Annotated in this window: 17 protein-coding genes and 2 pseudogenes; 16 read left to right on the plus strand and 3 right to left on the minus strand. The window is 67.5% G+C overall.

Going from position 1 to position 26028, the window contains the following annotated elements:
- The first annotated feature begins 4 nt into the window (after positions 1-4).
- The 13 genes and pseudogenes from NP552_RS02905 (at position 5) to NP552_RS02960 (ending at position 18552) form a co-directional block, all read left to right on the plus strand.
- Positions 5-1783 carry an ABC transporter ATP-binding protein gene (locus tag NP552_RS02905; protein ID WP_274096404.1) on the plus strand — a complete coding sequence of 593 codons (1779 nt, stop codon included), beginning with the start codon at positions 5-7 and terminating at the stop codon, positions 1781-1783.
- Entirely contained in the window at positions 1776-3599 is a 1824-nt protein-coding gene (locus NP552_RS02910) for an ABC transporter ATP-binding protein (RefSeq protein WP_054915370.1), read from the plus strand. The genes NP552_RS02905 and NP552_RS02910 overlap by 8 nt, the downstream gene beginning before the upstream one ends.
- A gap of 184 nt (positions 3600-3783) precedes the next feature.
- The gene (locus NP552_RS02915) at positions 3784-4929 is read left to right on the plus strand and encodes an LLM class flavin-dependent oxidoreductase (protein ID WP_274096405.1); all 1146 of its coding nucleotides are present in this window, start codon (positions 3784-3786) and stop codon (positions 4927-4929) included.
- On the plus strand, positions 4926-5984 hold the full coding sequence (locus tag NP552_RS02920; RefSeq protein WP_043862916.1) for an ABC transporter substrate-binding protein: 1059 nt from the start codon (positions 4926-4928) through the stop codon (positions 5982-5984). Before NP552_RS02915 ends, NP552_RS02920 begins: the two co-directional genes overlap by 4 nt.
- A 248-nt stretch (positions 5985-6232) precedes the next feature.
- Positions 6233-8464, plus strand: a complete 2232-nt coding sequence (locus tag NP552_RS02925; RefSeq protein ID WP_274096406.1) for a TonB-dependent receptor — start codon at positions 6233-6235, stop codon at positions 8462-8464.
- A gap of 60 nt (positions 8465-8524) precedes the next feature.
- The gene (locus NP552_RS02930) at positions 8525-10984 is read left to right on the plus strand and encodes a TonB-dependent receptor plug domain-containing protein (protein WP_058540677.1); all 2460 of its coding nucleotides are present in this window, start codon (positions 8525-8527) and stop codon (positions 10982-10984) included.
- Positions 10985-11179: 195 nt separating this feature from the next.
- A pseudogene (locus NP552_RS25990) lies at positions 11180-11833 on the plus strand (HAMP domain-containing protein); the annotation flags it as partial.
- A 285-nt stretch (positions 11834-12118) separates the two neighbouring features.
- A pseudogene (locus NP552_RS25995) lies at positions 12119-12688 on the plus strand (methyl-accepting chemotaxis protein); the annotation flags it as partial.
- A 113-nt stretch (positions 12689-12801) separates the two neighbouring features.
- Complete coding sequence (locus NP552_RS02940; protein ID WP_054915374.1) at positions 12802-13854, plus strand: tetratricopeptide repeat protein; 1053 nt, start codon at positions 12802-12804, stop codon at positions 13852-13854.
- 117 nt (positions 13855-13971) lie between these two features.
- Positions 13972-15600: a response regulator gene (locus tag NP552_RS02945; protein WP_274096407.1), complete on the plus strand. Its 1629-nt coding sequence runs from the start codon at positions 13972-13974 to the stop codon at positions 15598-15600.
- Entirely contained in the window at positions 15597-16379 is a 783-nt protein-coding gene (locus NP552_RS02950; protein WP_274096408.1) for an endonuclease/exonuclease/phosphatase family protein, read from the plus strand. Before NP552_RS02945 ends, NP552_RS02950 begins: the two co-directional genes overlap by 4 nt.
- On the plus strand, positions 16376-17587 hold the full coding sequence (gene clsB / locus NP552_RS02955; RefSeq protein ID WP_054915377.1) for a cardiolipin synthase ClsB: 1212 nt from the start codon (positions 16376-16378) through the stop codon (positions 17585-17587). The genes NP552_RS02950 and clsB overlap by 4 nt, the downstream gene beginning before the upstream one ends.
- Positions 17584-18552, plus strand: a complete 969-nt coding sequence (locus NP552_RS02960; protein ID WP_274096409.1) for a lysylphosphatidylglycerol synthase domain-containing protein — start codon at positions 17584-17586, stop codon at positions 18550-18552. Before clsB ends, NP552_RS02960 begins: the two co-directional genes overlap by 4 nt.
- Here the strand turns inward: NP552_RS02960 and NP552_RS02965 are convergent.
- Both NP552_RS02965 and NP552_RS02970 read right to left on the minus strand, forming a co-directional pair.
- A complete protein-coding gene (locus NP552_RS02965) occupies positions 18504-20585 on the minus strand; it encodes an ATP-binding protein (protein WP_058540719.1) in 2082 nt (693 codons plus the stop codon). The two genes, NP552_RS02960 and NP552_RS02965, sit on opposite strands and share 49 nt — an antisense overlap.
- 23 nt (positions 20586-20608) lie before the next feature.
- On the minus strand, positions 20609-21070 hold the full coding sequence (locus NP552_RS02970) for a nucleoside deaminase (RefSeq protein ID WP_274096410.1): 462 nt from the start codon (positions 21068-21070) through the stop codon (positions 20609-20611).
- Positions 21071-21217: 147 nt separating this feature from the next.
- Here NP552_RS02970 and NP552_RS02975 point away from each other — a divergent pair, with 147 nt between their 5' ends.
- Together NP552_RS02975 and NP552_RS02980 are read left to right on the plus strand one after the other, a co-directional pair.
- Complete coding sequence (locus tag NP552_RS02975) at positions 21218-21922, plus strand: type 1 glutamine amidotransferase domain-containing protein (protein WP_043862926.1); 705 nt, start codon at positions 21218-21220, stop codon at positions 21920-21922.
- A 140-nt stretch (positions 21923-22062) separates the two neighbouring features.
- On the plus strand, positions 22063-22869 hold the full coding sequence (locus NP552_RS02980) for a CSS-motif domain-containing protein (RefSeq protein ID WP_043862927.1): 807 nt from the start codon (positions 22063-22065) through the stop codon (positions 22867-22869).
- Between the two features lie 67 nt (positions 22870-22936).
- On the opposite strand, the gene hppD is transcribed toward NP552_RS02980, so the two are convergent.
- Positions 22937-24013 (minus strand): 4-hydroxyphenylpyruvate dioxygenase, encoded by a 1077-nt coding sequence (gene hppD / locus NP552_RS02985; RefSeq protein ID WP_054915379.1) that lies wholly within the window; start codon positions 24011-24013, stop codon positions 22937-22939.
- Positions 24014-24418: 405 nt separating this feature from the next.
- On the opposite strand from hppD, the gene NP552_RS02990 reads away from it, so the two are divergent.
- Complete coding sequence (locus NP552_RS02990) at positions 24419-25978, plus strand: EAL domain-containing protein (protein ID WP_173925067.1); 1560 nt, start codon at positions 24419-24421, stop codon at positions 25976-25978.
- The last annotated feature ends 50 nt before the right edge of the window (positions 25979-26028 follow it).

Here is a 26028-nt window from a genome sequence, read left to right on the forward strand (position 1 = left end):
TTCCATGAGCCCTCGACACCCGCTGCTGCGCAGCCTGGCGATCTACCGCGAAATGCCCTGGCGTTTCGCCCTGGTCGCCGGGCTGTTCGTTTTCATCAACCTGGGGCTGGTCTGGCAGCAATGGCTGATCGGCCATGCGCTGAACGACGTGAGTGCCGGCGCCGCCGTGGTGCGCCTGGCCGATGGCAGCCTGGATGCACGCCTGGCCTGGCACTGGTTCTGGCTGATAGGCGCGGTGGCGCTGGGCCGCGCGGTGTTGCAGTACGCCGCGGCCATCGGCTCGCTGGTGCTCGGCCAGGCGCTGCTCACGCGCCTGCGCGAGCGCCTGCTGGCCCAGGTGCAGGCCCTGCACCTGGGCTACCACTGGCAGCACGGCATGGGCGAGATGGTCACCCGCACCACCCGCGATGCGGACAAGGTGCGCGATGCCCTGATCAGCTTCTGGCGCCAACTGGTGGAAACCCCGTTGGTGGTGCTGGCCACCGTCGGCCTGCTGGCCTGGTACGACCCGTGGCTGGCCCTGGGGCCGCTGCTGCTGACCGTGCTCGGGCTGGGCATCTTCGTGCACCAGACCGAGCGCCTGGTGGCACTGGACCGTGCCGTGGGCGCCGCCTACGACCGGGTCAACCAGGACCTGGCCGAAGGCATCGGCGCGGTACGGGTGATCAAGTCGTTCGGCCTGCAGGCCCAGCGCATCCAGGGCTTTGCCGCGCAGGTGCAGGTGTTTGCCGGGCATGCACGCCAGGCGCTGGCCTACGCCAGCTCGCGCATACCGCTGCCGCAGGCGGTGGTGGCGCTGGGGCATGTGTGGATCCTGGTGGTCGGTGCGCAGCTGGTGGCCCAGGGGCGCATCGGCATCGGCGAGCTGGTGACCTCGCTGCTGATCGCCACCACCCTGGTGTTTCGCATCGAAGGCATCGGCCGGGTGATGCAGACCTTCGCCGACGCGCGCGCCTCGGCCGAGCGTATCTGGCAGTTGCTCGATGCGCCGGTACACATCGTCAGCGGTCAGCAGTCGCTGCCCCCGGGGCCGCTGGGCCTGAAGCTGGAGGCTGTCGGCGTGGCAGCGCCCGGCGGTGGGCAGGCGGTGCTCAGCCAGTGCTCGTTGCAGATAGAACCCGGCGAGGTGGTCGCGCTGGTGGGCGCCACCGGCACCGGCAAGAGCCTGCTGGCCAGCCTGCTGCCGCGCCTGACCGAGGCCGACCAGGGCCGCGTGCTGCTGGGCAGCGCTGCACGGGGCTGGCACGACGTGCGCACCCTGGCGCTGGATGAACTGCGCCGGCGCGTGCATGTGCTGCCCCAGGAGAGCTTTCTGTTCGCCGACAGCCTGGCTGCCAACCTGCGCCTGGGTGCGCCCACGGCCAGCGACGCGCAACTGCTCGATGCACTGCGCCAGGCCAGCGCCGAGGACGTGCTGGCGCGCCTGCCCCAGGGCCTGGACACGCCGCTGGGCGACCGTGGCGTGACCCTCTCGGGCGGCCAGCGCCAGCGCCTGTGCCTGGCCCGCGCCCTGCTGGCGGCCCCCGACATCCTGTGCCTGGACGACGCCACCAGCGCGCTGGACGCGATCAGTGAACAGCGTGTGCTCGACACCCTGCGCCAGCGCCGCAGCGATGGGCATGCGCCGACCCTGCTGCTGATCGCCAGCAAGCTGAGCACCGTGCAACTGGCCGACCGCGTGCTGCTGCTGAGCAGTACCGGCATTGCCGACAGCGGCAGCCATACGCAGCTGCTGCACCGCAACCCGACCTACCGTGAACTGCTGGGGATCGAGCATGGCTAAGCCGCAAGCGGGCACTGCCCTGAGCGATATCGAGATAGAAGAATTGCTGGCAAGAAAGGCCCTGGACCGCAGCATGTTCCGGCGCCTGCTGCCCCTGCTGCGCCCGGTGCGCCGGCAGATCGGCTGGGTGATCGGCCTGGAACTGGTGCTGGTGTTCACCGTGTTCCTGCGCCCGTGGTTCGTGCGCGAGCTGCTCGATCACGGGCTGATCCATGACGGCAACGCCTGGCTGCTGGACCCGCCGCTGGTGCTGTGGCTGGGCGCGGGCCTGGCGGCAAGCTGGCTGGGGCGCTTCGTGCTGGCGGGGCTGTCGCAGTACATCGCCGGCAGCGCCGCGATCAGCGTGCTCAACGACCTGCGCGTGCGGGTGTTTGCGCACGTGCAGGCGCTGAGCGTGGGCTACTTCGACCGCACCCGCGCCGGGCGCATCATTTCGCGGGCCGACCGCGACGTGGACGCGCTTGAGCCGCTGCTGATCCAGGGCCCGCCCGAGCTGCTCGGCGCCCTGCTGCGCTGCAGCCTGGCGGCGGTGATGCTGTGGCTGATCGAGCCGCTGTTCTTCTTCAGCCTGATCGGCAGCGTGCCGTTGCTGCTGCTCGCCACCTGGGGCTTCAAGCGTATCGCCCAGCGCAACTGGGCGAAGGTCGCGGAAAACCGCAGCCGCTTCACCGCCCACCTGGTGGAGAGCGTCAGCGGCGTGCGCCTGCTGCAGCAGACCGGCCGGCAGCAGACCAACCTGCAGCGTTACCAGGGCCTGCTGGACGACTTCAACCGCGCGCTGATTCTGGGCAGCCTGCGCTCGGGCTGGTTCGCGCCGTTCACCGCGCTGCTGGCCGCGATGGGCATGGCGGTGCTGGTGCTGGTGGGTGGCTACGGGCTGGCCGAGGGTTCGGTGACGGTAGGCCAGGTGGGTGAAAGCCTGTTCTACGTGATGCTGTTTCTGGGGCCGTTGCAGGAGCTGACCGACCTGTTCGAGCGCTATGCCACCGGTTCGGCTTCGGCGCAGCGGATCTTTCTGCTGCTGGACACCGCGCCGCAGATTCTCGACCCGCAGGTGCCCGTGGCGTTGCCCAGGGCGCGTGGCGAGGTGCGCTTCGAGCAGGTGCGCTTTGCCTATGAGCGTCAGGCGCCAACGCCGGTGATCGACGGGCTGGACCTGCACATACGGGCGGGCGAGGTGCTGGCATTGGTCGGGCCGTCGGGGCATGGCAAGAGCACGCTGGTGCAGTTGCTCACGCGCTTCTATGACGTGGACGGCGGCGCGGTGAAGCTCGATGGCATCGATGTTCGCCAGTTGAGCCAGCAGCAGTTGCGCCGGCACGTGGGTGTGGTGCTGCAGGACAACGTGCTGTTTGCCGGCAGCATCCTCGACAACCTGCGCCTGGCAGCACCGGGGGCGGACGATGCGACGCTGATCGCTGCGGCCCGCGAGCTGGGCGCCGATGAAGTGCTGGAGCGCCTGCCGCACCAGTACGCGACCCAGGTGGGGGCGCTGGGCGCGCACCTGAGCCATGGGCAGCGTCAGCTGGTGTGCCTGGTGCGGGCGTACCTGGCAGACCCCGCGGTGCTGGTGCTGGACGAAGCCACCTCGGCGGTGGACGTGCATACCGAGCGGCGTATCCAGCGGGCGTTGCGTCGGCTGTGCGAGGGGCGCACGGCGATCATCATCGCGCATCGGCTGGCGACCATTCGCGAGGCGGACCGCATCGTGGTGATCGGCCAGGGCCGCCTGGTGGAGCAAGGGCCGCATGCGCAGTTGCTGGCCAGGGGTGGGGCGTATGCGGCGCTGCATCGCAGCTATGCGCGGGCCGGTTAGGGCCAATCGCGGGTCAAGCCCGCTCCCACAGGGGGGGCATTGCTCTGGTGCTGCAACCGCCGCACCCACTGCTGCTGCACTGCTGCCCTGGCAGCAGTGCAGCAGCCCACCCCCCGCAAAATCGGGCCCGCACCGCGTGGCATGACGGTTGCACCACCTCTGGCACATTCACCGAGGAACAGCCATGAGCACCGAATTCTTCTGGCGCCTACCCCTGGGCACCGACGGGCCGCAATTGAGCACCGACCGGCACAACCGTGGCAGCTTCAGCCACCAGCACGGCCATATCGCACCCGGCCGGCTGGCAGACGGCCGCCCCGACGGCTTCACCTATATCGACTACATCGCACAGGTGGCCAAGGCTGCCGAACTGGCCGGCTTCGAAGGCGCCCTGCTGCCCACCGGCCCCGAACCCTGGATCGTGGCCGCCGCACTGGCCCGCGAAACCCGCCGCCTGCGCTTTCTGATCGCCTTCCAGGCCGCCTGGACCCTGCCCGCCTACGCCGCACAGCAGGCCGCCATCCTGCAGCACCTGAGCCACGACCGCCTGGACTGGAACATCATCACCGGCGGCAACCCCGCCAGCCAGCGCGCCCAGGGCGACTTTCTCGACCACGACCAGCGCTACCGGCGCACCGGCGAATTTCTCGACATCATCGACGGCCTGTGGCGCAACGAGCACTTCAGCTACCAGGGCGAGGTCTATCAACTGGACGACGGCGCCCTGCCCGAGCACCTGGGCCATGTGCGCAAGCCGGGGGTGTACTTCTCCGGCTTCTCCGACCCGGCCCTGGACGTGGCTGCACGCCACGCCGATGTGTACCTGAACTGGGCCGAGCCGATCGAGCAGCTCAAGCCGCACATCGAGCGCGTGCGCGAGCTGGCCGACAGGCAGGGCCGCACGGTGCGCTTCGGCCTGCGCGTGGACCTGTTCGCCCGCGAAACCGAAGAGGCAGCCTGGCGCGACCTGCGCCGCCAGTTCGACAGGCTCGACGGCAGGCCCAGCGCCCTCTCCAGCACCTTCAGCACTGCCAGCGACTCGGTCGGCGGCGCCCGCCAGAGCGCCTATCACCAGAACATCCAGCGCTTCGACGACCTGATTCTGGGGCCAAACCTGTGGGCCGGTTTCGCCAAGGCCAAGCCCGGCCCCACCGTGGGCCTGGTGGGCAGCCACCAGAACATCGCCGAACGCCTGGCCGAGTACCGCGACGCCGGCTTCTCGACCTTCATCCTGGCCGGCAACCCGCACCTGGAAGAAGCCCTGCGCATCGGCCAGGAAGTGCTGCCGCTGGTGCAACAACAACCCATCAAGGACCCGATGCCCCTATGACCACCCCTCTCGATACCCTCTGGTACACCCACAGCCCGGTGCCGACCGGCCTTGGCATCGCCGTGCAGACCGGGCGCCTGGCCGAGGCGTTCCAGCCGCTGGGCACCTCGATCCAGTCGCTGCGCGAGTCCAGCGAGCGCGAAGTGCGCGAAGCCCACTACGACCATCACCTGCCCAACTCGGTGCGCCACGGCGGCAACATTCCGGCGATCTGGGCCTACGCCAGCGGCGTGCAGACCCGCGTGCTGGGGCTGAGCTGGGCCGATGAGGTGCAGTTGATCCTGACCACCGAGGACAGCGGCGTGAAAAGCGTGCGCGACCTCAAGAACCGCCGCTTCGGCCTGCCCAAGTGGGCCAACGTGCAGATCGACTTCACCCGCGCCCAGGCCCTGCGCGGGCTGGAAAACGCGCTCAGGCTCGAAGGCCTGGACGTGGCCGATGTGGAACTGGTGGACTACCCCTACGGCGGCACCCACAGCGACGAGCAGGTCACCCATGTGCATGGCGCCACGGTGACCCTGGGCATGAACCGGGTGAGCCGGCGCAACAACGAACTGATCGGGCTGCTGCGCGGCGACATCGACGCGATCTTCCTCAAGGGGGCCTCGGCCTTGCAACTGGCCCACGAGTTCGGCCTGCGGGTGGTGATCGACACCGGCTCGCACCCCGACCCGCTGATCCGTTCCAACAACGGCACGCCGCGCACCCTGACTGTTGACCTGAACCTGCTGCAACAGCATTTCGGCGCGTGCACGCGCATCGTCGACGTGGTGCTGCGTACCGAGCAGTGGGCCTGGGCCAACCCCGATGAAACCCGGCGCTACCTGGCGCGCGAGCTCAACACCAGCGAGTACTGGGTGGCGGCGGCGTATGGCGAGGACGCGCACCGGCGCCTGCGGACCACGCTGGACAGTCGCTCGATCGAGGCGCTGCAGGATTTCACCGATTTTCTGCATCGGTGGCATTTCATTGCGCGGCGCTTCGATGTGCGCGACTGGATCGATTTCAGTGTGCTGGAGGCGGTGATCGGGTCGACGTCGCGGGTGGCCACCTGAAAATAGTGTCGCCCCATTCGCCAGCAAGGCTGGCTCCTACATAGGCCTCGCCCCCTGTAGGAGCCAGCCTTGCTGGCGAAGCTTTTCAAACCGGTTGCTGCTGCAGCAGCAGGCATTCCACAGCCCCCTGCTGCACCGCTAGCAACCCACTCCGAAACATCCGATAAAACCCATGTAAATCAACAGCTTGCAAACATGGCACAAACCCTGCTCTAGCCCCGTATCAGCCACACTCGGGGAGCCACACCATGCATCAGCTTCATCCACTGGCCAGGGGCATCGGCCTGGGCCTGCTGCTCGCAGGCACCAGCACCGCCCACGCCGACGACAGCACCACGCCGGCACTCAAGACCGTCACCGTCACCGCACAACACCGCGAAGAAACCCTGCAGGAAGTGCCGGTGGCGGTCAGCGCGGTCCAGGGCACCAGCATCACCGCCGACGGCGTGCGCGCCATGGGCGACATCACCACCTTCATCCCCAACGCCTCGGCCAAGAACCCCGATGGCGATGGCCGCCCGCGCTGGTACATCCGCGGCCTGGGCACCGGCGACACCGGCGCCGCCACGGTCTACCCGGTGGGCATCTATGCCGACGACGTCTACCTCAACGCCCCCGTCGCCGGCGGCGGCCCGCTGTTCGACCTGGAGCGCATCGAGGTGCTGCGCGGCCCTCAGGGCACCCTGTACGGCAAGAACACCACGGCGGGGGCAGTCAACGTGATCTCGAAAAAGCCCACCTTCGACACCGACGGCTTCGGCACCATCGGCTTTGGCAGCAAGAACGAACGCATCCTCAACGGCGCCCTGGGCGGCACCCTGGTGGACGAACGCCTGGCCGGCCGGGTGTCGCTGTATTCCGAGGAGCGCGACGGCTTCACCCACAACCTGACCAACGACCAGACCTATGGCGACGTCAACAAGAAGGCCGTGCGCGTGCAGTTCCTGGCCAGGCTCAACCCGGACCTGGAGGCGCTGTGGAAGCTCCACGGGCGCCAGTTCAAGGGCGATGGCAGCAGCGGTTCGCTGCCGCTGGGCACCTATTACAACGTCGGCTACCAGCGCCCCCAGGGGCGGCGCATCGAGCTGAACGTGGACGAGCACTCCAAACTCGACCACGACGGCACCTCGCTGACCCTGAACTGGGACATCGGCGACTACCGGCTGACCTCCATCACCGCCTACGACTCTATCCGCCAGCAGTCGCTGACCGACGCCGACTACACCCCCTACGAGGTCAACGGCGCGAGCGACACCGACAACCGCTACGAGCAGTACTCGCAGGAATTTCGCCTGGCCTCCCCGCAGCAGGAAACCCTGCGCTGGATGCTCGGCACCCATTACTTTCACGAAACCCTCGACAGCACCGACCGGCGTTTCGTGACCCCGGGCCCGACGCCCAACGGCAGCGGCTCCAACCAGATCGGCGGGGTCGACCTGAGCAGCCTCGACTACACCCACAAGACCGACAGCTACGCGCTGTTCGGCAACCTGGCCTATGACCTGAGCGACAACTTCACCGTGACCGGCGGGCTGCGCTGGACCACCGAGAAAAAGAGCATCGACCTGGACCTGGCCCAGCTCACCCGCACCAGCGCCAACGGCCCGCTGGTGCCGCTGGGCGCTGCGGGCGCCAACGGCAACCGCGACGAGAGCAAGCGCTGGGACGCCTGGACCTACGATGTGACGCCCGAGTACCGCATCAACGACAACCTGCGGGTGTTCTTTCGCTATGCCCACGGCTTTCGCTCCGGCGGCTTCAACACCGGCCTGTCGAGCAACCTGGCGCAGCTGACCACGGTCGACCCGGAACAGCTCGATGCCTACGAGCTGGGCCTGAAATCGGAGTGGTTCGACCACCGCCTGACGGTCAACGCCAACCTGTTCTACTACGACTACCAGGACATCCAGGTCAACCTGCTGACGGTCAACAGCGGCGTGCTCACCACCGCGCTCACCAACGGTGCCAAGGGCAAGGTCAAGGGCGCGGAGCTGGAGATCGAGGGCCAGCCCACCGACTACCTGCACCTGCGCGCGGCGGTGTCGTTCCTGGACACCGAGTACACCGACTTCAAGAACGTCAACCCCACCACCGGCGAGGTGACCGCCGACTACAGCGGCAACAGCTTCGTGCGCTCGCCGCGCAACGTGGTGTCGCTGGGCGCCGACTACACCATCCCGCTGGCGATCGGCGGCAAGCTGGTGGCCGGCGCCGACGTGAGTTTTCGCGACAAGGAGTACTTTCTGGCCAACCGCCAGAGCAGCGCCGAGCCGACCCTCAGCCAGCCCCACTACACCCTGGCCAACAGCCGCCTGACCTGGTTCAGCGCGGATGAAAAGCTCAGCGTGACCGGCTTCGTCAACAACCTCACCGACCGCCGCTACCAGGTGCACGGCCGGCCCAACGGCCCCCAGGGCCAGTACGTGCTGACCTACGGCGACCCGCGCACGGTCGGCGTCAGCGTCACCAGCCGATTCTGATCGACCGCGCCGGCGGCAGGCTGCCGGCGCACTTCAACTGCCTTGCAAGGAGTACACCCCATGTTGCGTCCCACCCCCTTGGCCGGCGCCATCGCGCTGGTCATCGGCAGCGTTGCCGTGCCCGAATGCTCTGCCCAGGCCGCACCCGGCGCGGATGACAAGCTCGATACCGTGGTCGTGGTCGGCACCCGCCGCAGCGACGTCACCGCGCTGCAAAGCGCAGCCCCGGTGGATGTGCTGAGCGCCGAGAAGCTGCAGGACACCGGCGCCAGCGACCTGTCCGGTGCGCTGACCGCCCTGTCGCCCTCGTTCAGCTTCCCGCAATCGCCCCAGGGCGCGTTCGCCGGCTCCATCGCCCAGGGCGCCTCGCTGCGCGGCCTGGCGTCGGACCAGGTGCTGGTGCTGGTCAACGGCAAGCGCCGCCATACCAGCGCCAACGTGACCCGCCAGGGCCTGGCCAACGGGCGTGGCGCAGCGGCCGTGGACCTGAGCCTGATCCCGCTCAGCGCGGTGTCGCGGGTGGAGATCCTGCGCGACGGCGCCGCCGCCCAGTACGGCTCGGACGCCATCGCCGGGGTGATCAACATCGTGCTCAAGGAGAACGACGACGGCGGCAACGTGGGCTATCGCTTCGGCGGCTACGACAAGGGCGACGGCCTGCAGCGCAAGCTCAGCGGCTGGAAGGGCCTGGCCCTGCCCAACGATGGCTTCCTGACCCTGAGCTTCGATGCCGGCAGCCAGGACCCGGCCAGCGACACCAACCCCGACAACCGGATCTTCTACCCCGGCAGCACTAGCACCGATACCCCGCGCGAGCAGAACAACCGCTACCGCACCTGGCGCTGGGGCTCGGGCAATGTCTCGGACCAGTACAACCTGGTGGCCAACAGCGAAATCGGCCTGGGCGAAGGACTGACCGCCTATGGCTTTGCCACCTATGCGCACAAGAACACCGACGCCGACGGCTTCTTCGACCCGCCCACCACCCTGGCCCGCAACTACGGCAGCGATGCGCTGCGCCGCTACCCGGACGGGCGCCTGCCGGTCACCCGCTACAACCTGCAAGACTATGCCGTGACCGGCGGCCTGCGCTGGGAGGACGAAACCCTGGGCACGTTCGACCTGGCTGCCAACTACGGCAACGACACGTTGAAGTCCACCGACCGCAACGCCATCAACCCCAGCTGGGGCACGGCCAGCCCGTCGAGCATCTACACCGGCGAGCGCGAGAACCAACAGACCAACCTGACCCTGGACTGGGTGCGCGACTTCCCCACCGACCTGCTGGCCAGGCCGCTGACCCTATCGGCGGGCCTGGCCTGGCGCAAGGAGAACTACCACCTGGGCGCCGGCGAGGCGGCCGGCTGGCAGAACGGGCCGCTGTTCGGCAGCCTGGACCCGGTCAGCGGGCGGCCGATCCCCGGTTACTACTCGGGCATCACCAACGTCGATGCCGCGTCGCTGGAGCGCAAGGTGTTCGGCGCCTATGTCGACCTCGAAGGGCAGCTCACCGACAAGTTCCAGGCCGGCGTGGCGCTGCGCTCGGAGCATTACTCGGACTTTGGCGACACCACCAACGGCAAGCTGTCGCTGCGCTACGACTTCACCCCGCAGATCGCCGCACGCGGCAGCCTCAGCACCGGCTACCGCGCCCCCTCGCTGGTGCAGAGCGGGCTGTCCTCGTTCAGCGTGCAGGTGGTGGAGCAGCCACCTGGCAGCGGCAACTGGGTCGAGGTGCAGCAGCGCACCCTGCGTGCCGACAGCCCCGAGGCCGCGCTGCTGGGCGGGCGCGCGCTCAAGCCCGAAGAGTCGACCAACTACTCCCTGGGCCTGGTGTGGCGCCCGCTGGCCAACGCCTCGGTGACTGTGGACGCCTACCGCATCGACATCGACAACCGCATCACCCTGTCCGACCAGTTGCCGGCCAGCGTGGTGGGGCCGATCTTCGCCGGTACGCCGTATGCCAACATCCAGAGTGCGGCGTTCTATACCAACATTGCCGACACCCGCACCGACGGCATCGAGCTGGCCGGCCAGTACCAGTGGGACCTGGCGCAGTACGGCCGGCTGGACCTGAACGCCGGCTTCGCCAAGACCCGCACGCGCATCACCGAACTGCGCGATGCCGGCGGCATTGCCGGCAACCAGATCGTCGGGCGCGCCACCCAGGGCCTGATCGAGCACGGCACCCCCGACACCAAGCTGACCCTCAGCGCCAACTGGCTGTACCAGAACTGGGGCGTGACCCTGACCCAGCGCCGCTACGGTGAATGGCAGAGCCTCAATGCCAGCAACCCCGACCTGGACCAGACCTTCAGCGCGCAGTGGATCACCGACCTGGACCTGAGCTACCGCTTCGACCAGGGGCTGAAGGTCTCGGTGGGTGCGATCAACCTGTTCGACAGCCACCCCGACAAACTCGAAGGCCAGACCCTGTACGGGGTGCAGAAGTACTCGATCACCTCGCCCGAGGGCGCCCAGGGCGCGTTCTACTACACCAGCCTGAGTTACGACTTCTGAGTTTTGTCCGACAATAAAATTGAGCTGGATCAACGTTTGGCGTGATGTATGGCACTTGGCCTTCATCCACTGCGACAGCGCTTCTATAGTGTGGCGGGAACCACGTTCCCCCCACTCTAAGGAGCGTTCATGCTGCGCGTACTTTCACTGGAAAACCTCACCGTCACCCGCAAACTGGCACTGGGCTTCGGGCTGATGCTGGCCCTGGCGGTGTGGTTGGCCGCCACCGGCCTCAAGGGGTTGCACAACGACAAGACTTCGTTCGAGCGGATCAACCGACTGAGCACCCTGTTCGACGAAACGGTGTTTGCCCGCGAGGCCAACTACCAGTACGCGCTGGCGCCCCAGGCCGCCCACCTGGACACCCACCAGACCCACCAGCAGGCCTTGCACAGCGCACTGAACGCGGTGCTCGAGGACGTGCAGCGCGGCGCCTGGCCCGCCGAAGACCTGCAGACCGTGCAGCAACTGGCCGACGGCCTGCAGGGCTACATCACCACCCACCAGGCCGCCCTGGCCCTGGACCCGCCCGACAGCGCCCGGGTGGTGCAGGCCAACGCCCTGCTGGCCGACCTGCAGGGCAGCATCAACGTGCTGTACAAGAAGGAAGAGGAGCGCGCTGCCGCCAGCGTGGCCACGGTGGTCTCGATTCTACTGGGCGTGACCGTCGCGACCCTGGTGCTGGGCACCCTGATCGCCTGGCTGATCGGCCGGCAGATCGTGCGCCCGCTGCGCCAGAGCCTGGAGGCGGCCGAGCGCATCGCCCACGGCGACCTCACCGTGCAGCTGGACAGCCATCGGCGTGACGAACTGGGCCAGCTGCTGCGCGCCATCGGCGACATGAGCCAGCGTCTGCGCGAGGTGATCACGCGCATTGGTCACGGCTCCTCGCAACTGGCGGTATCGGCCAGCCAGCTGGCCACCATCACCACCCAGACCCAGGCCGGCACCGACAGCCAGCGCAGCGACACCGACCGGGTCGCCACCGCCATGAACCAGATGACCTCGATGGTGCAGGCCGTGGCGCGCAACTCCGAAGACGCGGCCCAGGCGGCCCGCCAGGCCGACGAGGAAGCCAGCGGCGCCTCGGGCATCTCGCGCAATGCCATCGTGCAGATCGAGGCGCTGGCCGGCGAGGTCGGGGTGTCGGCCGAGTCGATGAGCCGCCTGCACCAGGAAATCGACCGTATCGCCAGCGTGCTCGGGGTGATCAAGGCCGTGGCCGGGCAGACCAACCTGCTGGCGCTCAATGCCGCCATCGAGGCGGCGCGTGCCGGCGAGGCCGGGCGCGGCTTCGCAGTGGTGGCCGACGAGGTGCGCAGCCTGGCCCAGCGTACCCAGCAGTCTTCCGAGGAGATCGAGCACCTGATCGGCGAGTTGCAGCGCATTGCCAACGAGAGTACGCAGATCATGCAGTCCAGCGTGGAGCAGACCCAGTCGACCGTGACCGGGGTGCGCAACACCGGCGATGCGCTGGCGGCGATCACCCGGCAGGTCTCGGACATCCAGCAGATGAGCCTGCGCATCGCCAGCGCCGCCGAAGAACAGACCACGGTGGTCGAGGAAATCACCCGCAACGTGCTGCATGTGCGCGAAACCGCCGACCAGTCGGCACTGGCCAGCAGCGAGATCGCCAGCTCCAGCGTCGAACTGGCGCGCCTGGGCAGCGACCTGCAGAGCCTGGTGGTGCATTTTCGCACCTGACGGCTCGCGGCACGGGCTGCGGCGCAGGGCGCGGGCAGGTGAAGGGGGAAAACGGATTGACTCCGTTTCCTGGCTGACCCAAGCTTGCCCCACCCCGCCTGCCCGGATGCCGCATGTCAAAACCGCGCCTCTATACACTGCTCAGCCTGCTCGTGCTGCTCGTCATCGGGCTGGGCTACGGCTGGCTGGGTGACGCCCCGGCCCCCGCGCCGGCCCCCAGCCATGGCTACACCAAGGCGCTGACCATGGCCCATGAAGGGCAGCCGGGGGCGGCGCGGGTGCTGTACCAGCAACTGGCGCGCGCCGACCTGTCGGGCATTCGCCGCGCCAGCCTGCATGCCGAGCTGCCCAACTACCCTTCGCCGCTGGCGCTGAAGCTGGCCGACCAGGACCTGAGCCACGACGACCCGCTGGTGCGCCGCGCGGCGATCGCCAGCATCAGCGCGCTGGTGCCGGCGCCGCAGCGCAGCGTGCTGCTGGGGCCGATGCTCGAAGACCCCGAGCAGAGCGTGCGCTTTGCCGCGGTCGATGCGCTGCTGGGGCTGGGCCCGGACGATGTCGGCCTGTACTACGGCCCGCTGCAGCAGGCACTGGAGCAGTACCAGCAGGCCTTGCTCAAGCAGCTCGACGATGCCGCCGCCCAGGTGCACCTGGCCCGGCTGTACGTGCACGAGGGCCATGACGACGAGGCGGCGCAGGCACTGGAGCGAGCGCTGGCGCTGGCCCCCGACGACCTCGAGGCACTGGCGGCCAAGGTGCGCCTGCTCGACAGCCAGGGCCACGCCGATGCCTCCCGCGAGCTGCTGGCCCAGGCGCTCAAGCGCCACCCCGACTCGGCCTTCCTGCAACACGAGCTGGGCCTGTGGCTGATGCGCCACGACCAGCACGAATACGCGCTGCTGGCGTTCGACCGGGCCCTGGCGCTGGACCCGGACAACGCCGAGTATCGCTATACCCTGGCGTTGACCCTGCACAGCCTGGAGCAGGTCGAGGTGGCGCAGAAGCAGCTCGAAACCCTGCTCGCCCGCCAGCCGGCCAACCGCAAGGCGCGGGTGCTGCTGATCGGCTACTGGAAAGAGACCGGCCAGCTGCAGAACGTGCAGGTGCTGCTGGCCCAGCTGGAGCAGCAGAACCCGGACGATCCGCTGGTGCAGCAAGGCCTCTGAGGCCCCTCGTCCGGGCTCCCGCAAGCGTTTTGAACCCCGCCGAAAGTGGCGTGTCCAGTGATAGTGCATGGATAAAAAGGCAATCGCCTGGCTGTGCGTTATCAAAGGAGATCGCCCGTGAACAATTCGGTGCCAAACGGCGAACGCGCACTGATACTTGCCCCGCCCACCCTCAGCCGCCTGGCGCTGAACCTGTTCGACGAAGCCGGCATACAGGCGCTGGCCACCCGCGACCTGGACGAGATGGCCGATGCCCTGGGCCAGGGCGCGGGGCTGGCCATCATCGCCGACGAGTCCCTGGGCGGCTTCGTGCAGTCGCCCGTGCACAACTACCTGCGTACCCAGCCCGCCTGGTCGGACCTGCCGGTGGTGCTGCTGACCAGCCCGGCCCGGGCGCCGGACGCCGACCTGCACACGGCGCTGGGCAACCTGTTCCTGCTGGCATGCCCGTTCCAGCCCAGCGGCCTGCTGGCCCTGACCCGCGCTTCGCTGCGCGCCCGCCGTCGCCAGTACCAGGCCCAGTACAGCGCGGCCCGCCTGCAGGACCTGGAGCAACGGGTGGAAGAGCAACTGCGCCACCTGCGCGAAGACGAACAACAGCTGCGCCACACGCAGAAGATGGAAGCCATCGGCCAGTTGGCCGGCGGTGTAGCCCACGACTTCAACAACCTGCTTACCGGCATCGGCGGCAGCGTGGAGCTGATCCGCCGGCGCCTTGCCCAGGGCCGCCAGGAAGACCTGCCCAAGCTTATCGACATGAGCCTGGGGGCGGTGCAGCGCGCCGCCAGCATGACCCACCGGCTGCTGGCATTCTCCAGCCGTCAGCCGCTGGATGCGGGCCCGGTCAGCCTGGCCAGCCTGCTGGACGGCGACCAGCTGCGCGCCCTGCTGACCCCACAGATCGACCTGCAGGTCAGCCTCGACGCCGACCTGTGGCACATCGAGGTGGACGCGCAGCAGTTGCGCGAAGCCATCGACAACCTGCTGAGCAACGCCCGTGATGCCATGCCCAACGGCGGTGAGCTGCGCATCCACGCCGGCAACCGCCGCCAGGGCAAGCCGTTGCCTGGCGGGCATCCGCTGGCCAGCGGCGACTATGTGCTGCTGAGCGTGCACGACAACGGCTGCGGCATGCCGCAAAGCAGCGTGGACCGCGCCTTCGACCCCTTCTTCACCACCAAGCCCATCGGCCAGGGCACCGGGCTGGGCCTGTCGATGGTGTATGGCTTCAGTCGCCAGTCACAGGGGCACGTGGCGCTGTACAGCAGCATCGGCCATGGCACCCAGGTCGAGCTCTACCTGCCGCGTCATGTGGGGGATGTACAGGGCGCGCCAGCGCCCGCCCCCGGCCCGCCGCCGGAGGCCAATGGCAGCAACCGCGTGCTGATCGTGGAGGACGACCACACGGTGCGCCAGCTGGTCCACGAGACCCTCGCCGAGCAGGGCTACCAGTGCTGCGAGGTGGCCGACGCCAGCCTGGCACTGTCGGTTCTGCGCTCCGACCGGCCGATCGACCTGCTGATCAGCGATGTGGGGCTGCCGGGGATGAACGGGCGCCAGCTGGCGGAGATCGCGCGCAAGCTGCGCCCGGGGCTGAAGGTGCTGTTCATCACCGGCTACGCCGAAAACGCCACCTCGTGCCGGGGCTTTCTCGACCCGGGCATGCAGATGATCAACAAGCCATTCAAGTTCACCCAGCTGACGCGCAAGGTGGCGCAGATGCTCGGCCCGGGCAACGCCCCATGAGCCTGCCCCAGCCCCCGCCGGTGGCCGGCCGGCAGGTCACCGAGCACGCCGTGCGGGTGCTTACGGTGAATGTGCACAAGGGCTTCAGCGCGTTCAACCGGCGTTATGTGCTGCCCGAGCTACGCGAGGCCGTGCGCAGCCAGGACGCCGACCTGGTGTTTCTGCAGGAGGTGCTGGGCAGCCACCGTGGCCATGCCAGCCGCCACCCGGACTGGTCCCACGTGCCGCAGTACGAGTTCCTGGCCGACAGCCTGTGGCCGCAGTACGCCTACGGGCGCAACGCGGTGTACCCGGACGGCGAGCACGGCAATGCGCTGCTGTCCAAGTTCGCCATCCGGCATTACGAAAACCTCGATGTGAGCGTGACCGGCAGCGAGCGCCGCGGCCTGCTCCACGCCGTGCTCGATGTACCCGGCCAGCGTCCGCTGCACACCGTGTGTGCGCACCTGGGGCTGGACGAGCGCCAGCGCGTCAAGCAGTTGCGCCTGCTGTGCCGGCTGCTGGACAGCCTGCCCGCCGAAGCGCCGGTGATCGTGGCGGGCGACTTCAATGACTGGCGCCAGCGCGCCGACCAGCACCTGGCCGGCTGCGGCCTGGTGGAGGTGTTCACCCAGGCCCACGGGCGCCCCGCACGCAGCTTTCCGGCGCGCTGGCCGCTGCTGTGCCTGGACCGTATCTATGTGCGCAACGTCCAGGCCCGGCAACCCCGGGTGATGGGGCGCAAACCCTGGTCGCACCTGTCAGACCACTTGCCGCTGTTCGTGGAGGTACTGCTATGAAGGCCGACTGGCGCGAGGATAACGAGGTGCAATTGCTGATCAATGGCGAGGCGTACTTCCCGGCCGCCTTCGAGGCGATTGCCAATGCCAGGGAGCAGGTGCTGCTGGAGACCTTCATCATTTTCGAAGACAAGGTCGGCAAGCAGCTGCAACAGGTATTGATCGAGGCAGCGCAACGCGGCGTGCAGGTGGAGGTGCTGGTGGACGGTTATGGCACCGCCGACCTGAGCAACGCCTTTCTGCTGGCGCTGAGCCAGGCCGGTGTGCACCTGCAGGCGTTCGACCCGAGCCCGCGGCGGCTGGGGCTGCGCACCAACCTGTTCCGCCGCCTGCACCGCAAGATCCTGGTGATCGACGGGCACACTGCCTTTGTCGGCGGAATCAACTACAGCGCCGACCACCTGGCCGACTTCGGGCCGATGGCCAAGCAGGACTACGCCGTGCGGGTACGGGGGCCGATCGTGGCCGACCTGCAGCAGGCCACCCTGACCCTGCTCGACGCCCAGCGCGCCCGCCCTGTGCGGCCCCGGGGCTGGTGGCGCCGGGCGCCGCCGATCAGTGCCGACAGCGTGCAGGCGCGCATGTGCCTGTGCATCCGCGACAACGCCGAGCACCCCACCGACATCGAGCAGCACTACATGCGCGCCATCGTCACCGCGCGCGAACGGATCATCATCGCCAACGCCTATTTCTTCCCCGGCTACCGGATGCTGCGGGCCCTGCGCAATGCGGCCCGGCGTGGCGTGGACGTCACCCTGATCCTGCAGGGCATGCCCGACATGCCGCTGGTGCGGCTGTGCTCGCGCATGCTCTACAACTACCTGCTGCGCGACGGCGTGCGCATTCACGAGTACTGCGAGCGCCCGCTGCACGGCAAGGTCGCGGTGGTGGACCGCGAGTGGTCCACGGTTGGGTCGAGCAACCTCGACCCGCTGAGCCTGTCGCTGAACCTCGAGGCCAACCTGGTGATCCGCGACCAGGCCTTCAACCAGCTGCTGGGCGAGCACCTGCAGGCGCTGGCCCACAGCCAATGCAAGCCGGTGACCCTGCAACGGGTGCTGCGCGGCTACTGGTGGCGCGCGCCGCTGATCTTCATGGCGTTCCACTTCACCCGGCTGTTCCCGGCCATCGTCGGCTGGCTGCCTGCGCACCAGCCCCGGCTCAAGCCGCTGCAGCCGCCAGCGGCGCTCCAGGAGCCGCTGTCATGAAGCTTTCCGGCACACACTGGCAATGGGCGCGCCGGGCCCTGACCCTGGCGTTCTTCATCCTGATACCGACATTGCTGTTCATGTTGCTGCGCAACCAGGACTGGGGCGAGGTGCGTCACGCCCTGGTGTCCTACCCGCCCGGGGTGTTGCTGCTGGGCGGGGCGATTGCGGCGTGCAGCTTCGTGCTGTTCAGCTGCTATGACCTGCTGGGGCGGCGCTACACCGGCCACCAGCTGCCGGCGCGCCAGGTCGTGCCGCTGGCCTTCGTGTGCTACGCGTTCAACCTGAACCTGAGTGCCTGGGTGGGCGGGGTTGCCCTGCGCTATCGCCTGTATTCGCGCCTGGGCCTGGATGTACCGACCATCAGCCGCCTGCTCGGGCTGGGCCTGGTGACCAACTGGCTGGGCTACCTGCTGGTGGCCGGCAGCCTGTTCGCCTGTGGCCTGCCGCGCCTGCCGGCGGGGATGGAGATCGGCACCGGCGGGCTGCGCGTGATCGGTGTGCTGATGCTGCTGGCCGCTGCGGCCTACCTGGGCGCCTGCGCGTTCGCCAGGCGCCGCAGCTGGCAGGTGCGCGGGCAGGTGCTCACGCTGCCGGGCATCCGCCTGGCACTGCTGCAGGCCGTCATGGGGGCATGCAACTGGCTGCTGATGGGGCTGGTGATCTACACCCTGCTGCCGGACATGGTGGGCTACCCGAGCATCGTCGGGGTGCTGATGATCAGCAGCATTGCCGGGGTGATCACGCATATTCCGGCAGGCCTGGGGGTGCTGGAGACGGTGTTCATCACCCTGCTGCAGGGCCAGTACGCCAAGGGCACCCTGCTGGCGGCGCTGATTGCCTACCGCGTACTGTACTTTCTGCTGCCGCTGCTGGTGGCCTGCGTCGTCTACCTGCTGCTGGAGCGCGTGGCCAGTCAGGGCGCCGGCGTGCCGGCCCCCGGCCCGCGCGACTCGGCGCGCTGAAGCATGGCCTTGACCTTGCGCTGCAGGCGGTCCAGCGGGAACGGCTTGGTCAGCAGTTCCACCCCCGCCTCGAGGGTGTCGCGCTGGGCGATGGCTTCGTCGGTGTAGCCGGTGATGAACAGTATGTTCTGCTGCGGGTTGTGCCGGCGCACCTCGCTGGCCACCTGGCGCCCACTGAAACCGCCGGGCAGGCCGATGTCGGTGATCAGCAGGTCGACCGGCGGGCCGGCCAGGCACGCCGCCAGGCCTGAACGGCCATCCACGGCCTCGATCACGTCGTAGCCTTCCTGTTGCAGCACCTCCTTGATCAGCATGCGCAGGGTCGGTTCGTCATCGATCAGCAGGATCCGCCCCTTGCCCGGCACGCTGGCCTTGGCCGGCACCGGTACGCTGGCCGCAGACTGGCTGTCGGCGCCACAGTAGCGTGGCAGCACCAGCCTGATGCGGGTGCCGCCGGTATCGGACGCCTCGATCCACACCCGCCCGCCCGACTGACGCACGAAACCGTACACCATCGACAGGCCCAGGCCGGTGCCCTGGCCCACGGGCTTGGTGGTGAAGAAGGGTTCGAAGGCGCGCTCCATCACCTGGGGGCTCATGCCCTGGCCATCGTCCTCGACCGTCAGCGAGCAGTAGTCGCCAGGGGGCAGGCCGTCCCTGCCTGCGACCCGGGCATCGTAGCGTTCGTTGCCGGTACTGATGGTCAGGCGCCCGCCGGCGCGCATCGCATCGCGTGCGTTGATGCACAGGTTGAGCAAGGCGTTTTCCAGCTGGTTGGCGTCCACCAGGGTGCGCCACAGCTGCGGCTCGACCTTCAGCTGCAGGGCGATGTCCGGGCCCAGGGTCTGGCGGATCAGGGCGTCCATGCCGTGCACCAGGGCATTGAGGTCTGCCGGGCGCGGGTCGAGGGGCTGGCGCCGGGCGAACGCCAGCAGGCGGTGGGTGAGCACCGCCGCGCGCTGGGACGCCTCCTTGGCGGCGGCGATGTAGCGATCCAGGCCGTCCAGCTGGCCACTGCCGATACGCCGCTCGATCATTTCCAGGCTGCCGCTGATACCGGTCAGCAGGTTGTTGAAGTCGTGCGCCATGCCGGCGGTCAACTGGCCCACGGCATCCATCTTCTGGCTCTGGCGCAGCAGTTCCTCGGCTTGCACCAGGGCCGCGGCGCGCTCCTGGTCCAGGGTGATGTCGTGGCCGATGGCGGTATAGATGCCGGTGCTGGGCACGATCGACCAGTTGAACCAGCGGTAGTGGCCGTCGCGGTGACGGTAGCGGCACTTGAAGCCCTGCACGGTCTGCCCGGCCCGCAGTTGCTGGTGCACCGCTTCGATGCCCGGCCGGTCGTCGACATGGCACAGCTCCAGCACCGGCCTGCCGATGAACGAATCGTCCCAGCCCAGCAGCTCGCGACCGCAGGCATTGATGGCGTAGATCTGCAGGTCTTCGCGCACCAGCATCATGATGTCGCTGGACAGCTCCCAGATGCGCTCGTGGTCTGCGGTCTGCTCCATGATCTTCTGTTCGAAGGCATCGGCGCGTTCGCGCCACACCTGCTCGTTTCTGACCGTCTCGGTGGTTTCGAACACGGTGTTCAGAAAGCCCGCCACCTGGCCGGACTCGTCGCGCACCGGGCTGTAGCAGAAGGTGAAGTACGCCCGCTCCACGTCCCCGTTGCGGTCGGTATCGAGCGCGAAGTTTTCCATGAACACCGCTTCGCCGGCGTAGGCCCGCTGCGCCAGGGCGCTGATATCGTCCCACACGTCGCTCCAGATCACGCTCAGCGGCTTGCCCAGCGGCGCCGGCTTGGCGCCGAGCAAGGGCACGAACGCGTCGTTGTGGATGCTGATCAGCTCGGGGCCCCACACCAGGCAACCCGGAAACTTGGAAGCCAGCAGCATGTCCACGGCGATGCGCAGCGAAGCCTGCCATTGCGGCGCCGGCCCCAGGGCGGTGCGGCTCCAGTCGAACTGGCGTACCGCATCGCTCATGCCGCCCGACAGGTTCGGGGCCGCTTCAGAGTGGGGGGTGTGCATGATCGGGTGCGCTTCCTTGGGGCTCAAGGCTCGGACTGCTCGCCGATATCTTCGTTCCAGAGCTGGGGGTGGTCCTCGATGAATCTGCGCATCAGGCCGGTGCAGGTGGCGTCATGCAGCACCTGCAGGTTCACGCCACGGCTCTGCAGCAGGTCCTCCTCGCCCAGGAAGGTGTGGTGCTCGCCGATCACCACCTGCTTGATGCCGTACAGCAGGATGGCGCCGCTGCACATGGCGCAGGGTGACAGGGTGGTATAGAGGGTGGCGTCGGCGTACACGCTGGCCGGCTGGCGCCCGGCATCTTCGAGCGCGCTCATTTCACCATGCAGTATCGCGCTGCCCTGTTGCACCCGTCGGTTGTGGCCGCGTCCGATGATCCTGCCCTGGTGCACGATCACCGAGCCGATGGGAATGCCACCTTCTGCCAGGCTCTTCTGCGCTTCGTCGATGGCGGCCTGCATGAACGGGTCGGTGTGTGTGGACATGATGACGGTGACTCCTGTGACAGCGGCTGTATGGGTGGAAACTAGCACAACGCCCTGGGCGATGGCGGGTTTTGCGGCCGCGACTATGCTCTATAGGTTTGCTTCGCCCCACCCCTCCCCGCGCCCGATCACCAGAGGAACGCTGCAATGAGCAAGAAAGTACTGGTAGTGCTGACCAATACCGCCAGGTATCCGAGCCTCAAGCGCGCCACCGGGCTGTGGCTGGGCGAAGCCGTGCACTTCGTTGCGGTGATCGAGAAGGCCGGCTACAAGGTGGACTATGTGAGCCCCGCCGGCGGCTACGTGCCGATCGACCCGCACAGCCTGAGCATGGCCCCGGACCTGGATTGGCAGTGGTACGACGACAAGGCGTTCATGAACCGCCTGGGCGCCACCCTGGCCCCTGACCAGGTCAAGGCGCAGGACTACCACGCGATCTATTTCACCGGCGGCCACGGGGTGATCTGGGACTTCCCCGACAACACGGCATTGCAGGGCCTGGCGCGCCAGATCTTCGAGGCCGGCGGCGTGGTGGCCTCGGTGTGCCATGGCGCGGTCGGCCTGCTCAACATCAAGCTCAGTGACAACACCCTGCTGCTCAAGGACCGCGAGGTTACCGGGTTCTCCAACGTCGAGGAACAACTGGTCGAACTGGACAAGGTGGTGCCGTTTCTGACCGAGAACGAACTGGCCGCGCGCGGTGGCCTGTACAGCAAGGCCGAGGACCCCTGGCAGGAATACGTGGTGCGCGACCAGCGCGAGGGGCGCCTGATCACCGGGCAGAACCCCGCCTCCTCGGCCGCTGTCGCACGCCAGGTGCTGGCAGTACTGGCCGCATCGAAGGCAGGCTAGCCCCCCGGAGCGTCGACGAATAGCACGGCCAATGTCGTCGCGTCTTACAAGGGCAAACTACGCCCCTCACTTATGCTGAACGGCATCCGCTCAAGATGCCCGCGCGCCCCTGCGGCCCGCTCTGTCAACATAGGTGAATCATGCCCCGTCACAAATTTCGCGCTGGCCGTGTGCTGCTGGAACTGCTGGTCATCCTGTTGATCGGCCTGACCCCTGTGGGGTGCGGCCTGTTGATCATGAGCTGGCAGGTGGAAAAGATGCTGGCCGAGTCGACCCTGGTCTCGATCCAGCACACCCAGCAGGACATCGATCGCATCCTCGACTCGCTGCACAATGCCAGCAACAAGGTGCTCAACCTGGCGGACTTCCCCTGCCCGCGGGCCCTGCCCAGCCTGCGTACCGAAGTGGTGATGCGCCCCGAGCTGCGCTCGCTGGTGCTGGTGCGCGAGAACCGGGCCTACTGCAGCACGGTGCACGGCGAATACCAGCTACTGGTCGACCCGGGCAGCTTCTTCAACCAGCGCCTGCGCCTGGAGCCGGGCAACGATGTGACCCCGGACTCGGCCATCCTGTATTACCGCCTGCAGGAGTACCCGCTCGGCGTGCTGGCCCTGGTCGACGCCAAGACCCTGCAAGCCACGATGCAGCGGGTAAAGGCCAGCGCCAATCTGGTGCTGCAGTTCGGTGACGATTACCTGTGGAGCGAGGGCAGCACCTTCGACGACGTGCTGCCCGATCACTCCGAACAGCATGTCCGCGTGCTGTCCGCCAGTTACGGGTACACCATCCATGGCGGCTACCCGGACGGCCATATCTGGCAGGCGATGCTGTCCAACGCCCAGGCCATCATCCCGTCGTTGCTGCTGGTGGGCGTCATGACCTCGGCAGCGGTGTACTGGACGCTGTTTCGCAACCGCCGCGCGCCATCGGTGCGTCGTTACGGTTGAGGCCGGCGCAGGCACAAAAAAAGGCCATCGAGGCATGCTCGATGGCCTTTTTGCATACGCGCCGCGTTTACTCGGCGGTCAGTACACCGCGGCGAACCTGGTCGCGCTCGATGGATTCGAACAGGGCCTTGAAGTTACCCTCGCCGAAGCCGTCGTCACCCTTGCGCTGGATGAACTCGAAGAACACCGGGCCCATCAGGGTTTCGGAGAAGATCTGCAGCAGCAGGCGCTTGTCGCCCGCCTCGGACGAGCCGTCCAGCAGAATGCCCCGCGACTGCAGCTCGCCCACCGGCTCGCCGTGGTTCGGCAGACGGCCTTCGAGCATTTCGTAGTAGGTATCCGGCGGCGCGGTCATGAAACGCATGCCGAGCTTTTTCAGCGCGTCCCAGCTCTTGATCAGGTCGTCGGTGAGGAAGGCGACGTGCTGGATGCCCTCGCCGTTGAACTGCATCAGGAACTCTTCGATCTGGCCGGCGCCCTTGGAGGACTCCTCGTTCAGCGGGATACGGATCATCGCGTCGGGGGCGGTCATGGCCTTGGAGGTCAGGCCGGTGTACTCACCCTTGATGTCGAAGTAGCGGATCTCGCGGAAGTTGAACAGCTTCTCGTAGAAGCCGGCCCAGTAGGCCATGCGCCCGCGATACACGTTGTGGGTCAGGTGGTCGATGATCTTGAGGCCGGCGCCGACCGGGTTGCGGTCCACGCCTTCGATCCACTTGAAGTCGATGTCGTAGATCGAGCTGCCTTCCTCGAAACGGTCGATCAGGTACAGCGGCGCGCCGCCGATACCCTTGATCGCCGGCAGGCGCAGTTCCATCGGCCCGGTCTCGATCTCGACCGGCTGGGCACCCAGCTCCAGGGCACGAGCATAGGCTTCATGGGCATTGCGCACACGGAAGGCCATGCCGCACACCGACGGACCATGCTCGGCGGCAAAGTAGGACGCCACGCTCTTGGGTTCGTTGTTCAGGATCAGGTTGATGCCGCCCTGACGGTACAGGTGCACGTCCTTGGAGCGGTGGCTGGCGACCTTGGTGAAGCCCATGATCTGGAAGATCGGCTCCAGGGTACCCGGGACAGGTGCGGCCAGTTCAATGAACTCGAAGCCCATCAGGCCCATCGGGTTTTCGAAGATATCTGCCATGTTCGTTTCCTCATCATCAAAGCGTTCAAATCACAGGGGTAGCTTGCTGTCGATGTGGAGCGAACGTGGCGGCGCGCAGGAGATGCCCCTCACACTGCGGGCGAGGTAGTCACCATAAATCAGTTTGAACCCATGACACTTCATATGGGACCTATTCTCGGCCGTCTGATCCTCCAGTGGCGAAGGACCTTATTATTGTATGCGTAACGCGATTCTACAGGGCGTAAGAAAAATTGTAAGTACTTTAGTGCCCGGGCCTGCCGACAGCGGCAGCCTCCCCTGCAGTACATCAGGCTGACGCCTCAGCTGTATACGGGCCGATGAACGGCTATGCTGTGCGCTCAGGGGTACCAGGGAAACCCTGCCCTTGAAATCATCCGCGCTCATCCCGCACAGGTAGCCACCATGCCCCTCACGAAAAAACGCCCCGGTCGCTGGACCCTGCGAGCCCTGCTGCCATGGCTGGTGGGGGCGATACCGGTGGTGTCCGGCGTGCTGATCATGCACTGGCAGGCACAGCGTGAGCTCGAGGCCAGGGCCGTGAACACGGCCGCCCTGGTCACCGGGCACTTCGAACGCATCCTCGACAACATCGCCGGCGCCGCCCAGGCCCTGCTGCCCCTGACCCGCCAACCCTGCGCAGAGGCCACGCTGGCGCTGCGCGAACAGGTGACACGCGGCTCGTTCGTACGCTCCAGCAACCTGTTTCGTGACAATGACCTGTACTGCAGTTCGCTATTTGGCAACTTCAGCGAGCCGGTGGATGCCAAGGACTATGTCGATGGCAGCCTGTGGCTGATGAACGGCAACTCGGTGACGCCCGGCCATGCACTGCTGGCCTACCGGCTCAGCAAGGGCAACGACGGCGCCATCACCACCGTCGATGGCGACCACCTGAGCAGCGCCCTGGAGCTGCTCGACCAGGGCACCACCCTGGTGCTGCAGGTAGGCCCCAACTGGATGGGCGAAGACGGCGTGGTGCACCAGGGCCCGCCCCCGGTGTTTGCCGTGGCGCCGACGCAGCAGGCCTCGCAGCGCTATCGTTTTTCGGTGCACAGCGGTTATGCCGCTGGCGAGCCCTGGCGCCTGATGCGCGCCGAGTACCCGGGGCTGTTCGGCCTGGTAACCCTGCTGGGCGTGATGGCCGGCGCGGCCTGCCGCTGGCAGCTGCGCAGGGCCAGTTCGCCACGGGTGGAGCTGCAACGGGCACTGGAGGCCGACGAGTTCATCCCGTACTTCCAGCCGGTGGTGCGCGAGGGTGACTACCGCTGGGCCGGCGCCGAGGTGCTGATGCGCTGGCAGCACCCGCGCGAAGGCATGGTGCGCCCTGACCTGTTCATTCCCTATGCCGAGCACAGCGGCCAGATCGTGCCCATGACCCGGCGCCTGATGCAGCGCGTGGCCGAAGGCCTGGCGCCCCACGCCGAGACCTTTGGCGACGGCTTTCATGTGGGCATCAACATCACTGCCGATCACTGCCAGGACATGGCCCTGTATGACGACTGCCGCGATTTTCTCGCCGCCTTCCCGCCTGGCCGGGTGATCCTGACCCTGGAACTGACCGAGCGCAAGCTGGTGGTACCCAGCGACACCACCGAGCAACTGTTCGCAAGGCTGCAGGCCCTGGGGGTGATGATCGCCATCGATGATTTCGGCACCGGCCAGTCGAGCCTGGGCTACCTGCGCCAGTTCAAGGTCGACTACCTGAAGATCGACCAGAGCTTCGTGGCCATGATCGGCGTCGATGCCCTGTCGCTGCATATCCTCGACAGCATCATCGAGCTGTCGGGCAAGCTGGGCCTGGGCATCGTCGCCGAGGGCGTGGAGACCATCGCCCAGCGCGACTACCTGGCCCGGCACCGGGTGGACTTCCAGCAGGGCTACCTGTTCGCCCGGCCGATGCCGTTGGCCGAGTTCGTGGCTGCATTGGGCACACAGCCGGTTGCCCAGGTGACGCGCCCCTGAGATCATGCGCGCTCACCACTTCCCTACCCCTTCGTGCTCCCGAGGCCCCC

Origin of the sequence: Pseudomonas sp. 8209, assembly GCF_028682105.1 — a bacterium.
In the GTDB taxonomy this organism is placed as follows: Bacteria; Pseudomonadota; Gammaproteobacteria; order Pseudomonadales; family Pseudomonadaceae; genus Aquipseudomonas; species Aquipseudomonas palmensis.

Bases quoted from the DNA above. Each gene is read 5' to 3' on its own strand.
- NP552_RS02925 (WP_274096406.1), top strand. From the start codon at position 6,233: ATGCATCAGCTTCATCCACTGGCCAGGGGCATCGGCCTGGGCCTGCTG.
- NP552_RS02960 (WP_274096409.1), top strand. From the start codon at position 17,584: ATGAAGCTTTCCGGCACACACTGGCAATGGGCGCGCCGGGCCCTGACC.
- NP552_RS02910 (WP_054915370.1), top strand. From the start codon at position 1,776: ATGGCTAAGCCGCAAGCGGGCACTGCCCTGAGCGATATCGAGATAGAA.
- NP552_RS02965 (WP_058540719.1), bottom strand. From the start codon at position 20,585: ATGCACACCCCCCACTCTGAAGCGGCCCCGAACCTGTCGGGCGGCATG.
- NP552_RS02905 (WP_274096404.1), top strand. From the start codon at position 5: ATGAGCCCTCGACACCCGCTGCTGCGCAGCCTGGCGATCTACCGCGAA.
- NP552_RS02990 (WP_173925067.1), top strand. From the start codon at position 24,419: ATGCCCCTCACGAAAAAACGCCCCGGTCGCTGGACCCTGCGAGCCCTG.
- NP552_RS02975 (WP_043862926.1), top strand. From the start codon at position 21,218: ATGAGCAAGAAAGTACTGGTAGTGCTGACCAATACCGCCAGGTATCCG.
- NP552_RS02980 (WP_043862927.1), top strand. From the start codon at position 22,063: ATGCCCCGTCACAAATTTCGCGCTGGCCGTGTGCTGCTGGAACTGCTG.
- NP552_RS02950 (WP_274096408.1), top strand. From the start codon at position 15,597: ATGAGCCTGCCCCAGCCCCCGCCGGTGGCCGGCCGGCAGGTCACCGAG.
- NP552_RS02915 (WP_274096405.1), top strand. From the start codon at position 3,784: ATGAGCACCGAATTCTTCTGGCGCCTACCCCTGGGCACCGACGGGCCG.
- clsB (WP_054915377.1), top strand. From the start codon at position 16,376: ATGAAGGCCGACTGGCGCGAGGATAACGAGGTGCAATTGCTGATCAAT.
- NP552_RS02920 (WP_043862916.1), top strand. From the start codon at position 4,926: ATGACCACCCCTCTCGATACCCTCTGGTACACCCACAGCCCGGTGCCG.
- NP552_RS02930 (WP_058540677.1), top strand. From the start codon at position 8,525: ATGTTGCGTCCCACCCCCTTGGCCGGCGCCATCGCGCTGGTCATCGGC.
- NP552_RS02970 (WP_274096410.1), bottom strand. From the start codon at position 21,070: ATGTCCACACACACCGACCCGTTCATGCAGGCCGCCATCGACGAAGCG.
- NP552_RS02940 (WP_054915374.1), top strand. From the start codon at position 12,802: ATGTCAAAACCGCGCCTCTATACACTGCTCAGCCTGCTCGTGCTGCTC.
- hppD (WP_054915379.1), bottom strand. From the start codon at position 24,013: ATGGCAGATATCTTCGAAAACCCGATGGGCCTGATGGGCTTCGAGTTC.